Annotated in this window: 2 tRNA genes and 1 rRNA gene; all 3 read right to left on the bottom strand. The window is 42.2% G+C overall.

Annotation, left to right across the window (positions count from 1 at the left end):
* Nucleotides 1-95, bottom strand: a 23S ribosomal RNA gene (locus A4S05_RS38245); the annotation flags it as partial.
* Nucleotides 96-352: 257 nt separating this feature from the next.
* Nucleotides 353-425: transfer RNA gene (locus A4S05_RS38240), tRNA-Ala, on the bottom strand.
* An 88-nt stretch (nt 426-513) separates the two neighbouring features.
* Nucleotides 514-587 (bottom strand) — tRNA-Ile (locus A4S05_RS38235).
* Nucleotides 588-708 lie beyond the last annotated feature (121 nt).

Raw genomic sequence — 708 nt, 5'->3', positions numbered from 1 at the left:
TTGCTTCCAACTCCCCGGAGCATATCGTCGGTAACCACGTCCTTCGTCGCCTCTGTGTGCCTAGGTATCCACCGTTAGCCCTTATTAACTTGACCACTCAAACATTTGGTGTTCTACATTTGCATTCACAATCACAAATAGTTAGTTCTGCTTACTTCGTCACTTCATACTGATTTCACTCAGCACTCACAACTTAGCATTCAGCACTAATTATGTCTGTGTCTGCCTGCTAATTTCGCGTTACTATGCAGTTTTCAAGGTTCTGGCTGAGAACTAACTCAGCAGTCTGACTTAACATTAAGTCATGTTGCTGATTTCTCAATGGCTTTTTTGTTTTGACAATCGCCACAGGTGGAGGTTAGCGGACTCGAACCGCTGACATCCTGCTTGCAAAGCAGGCGCTCTACCAACTGAGCTAAACCCCCAGATACAATTAAAAATTGATAATTAAAAATTAAAAATTGAGTTTTCTTCATTTTTAATTTTGAATTTTACATTTTTAATTGATTCAGGTGGGCCATCCTGGACTCGAACCAGGGACCTCACCCTTATCAGGGGTGCGCTCTAACCACCTGAGCTAATAGCCCATATCGAACCAAATCATAGTTTGAAAGCTTTCAACAAATGTCTGCGACCGACCTAGGTTAGACCAACTTACTATCTATATAGCTGTATGCTTTTCGATCTGTAAGGGGTGTAGGTCTCCCT

Origin of the sequence: Nostoc sp. KVJ20 (assembly GCF_001712795.1) — a bacterium.
GTDB lineage: Bacteria > Cyanobacteriota > Cyanobacteriia > Cyanobacteriales > Nostocaceae > Nostoc.
This window is presented reverse-complemented; position numbering and strand designations above follow the sequence as displayed.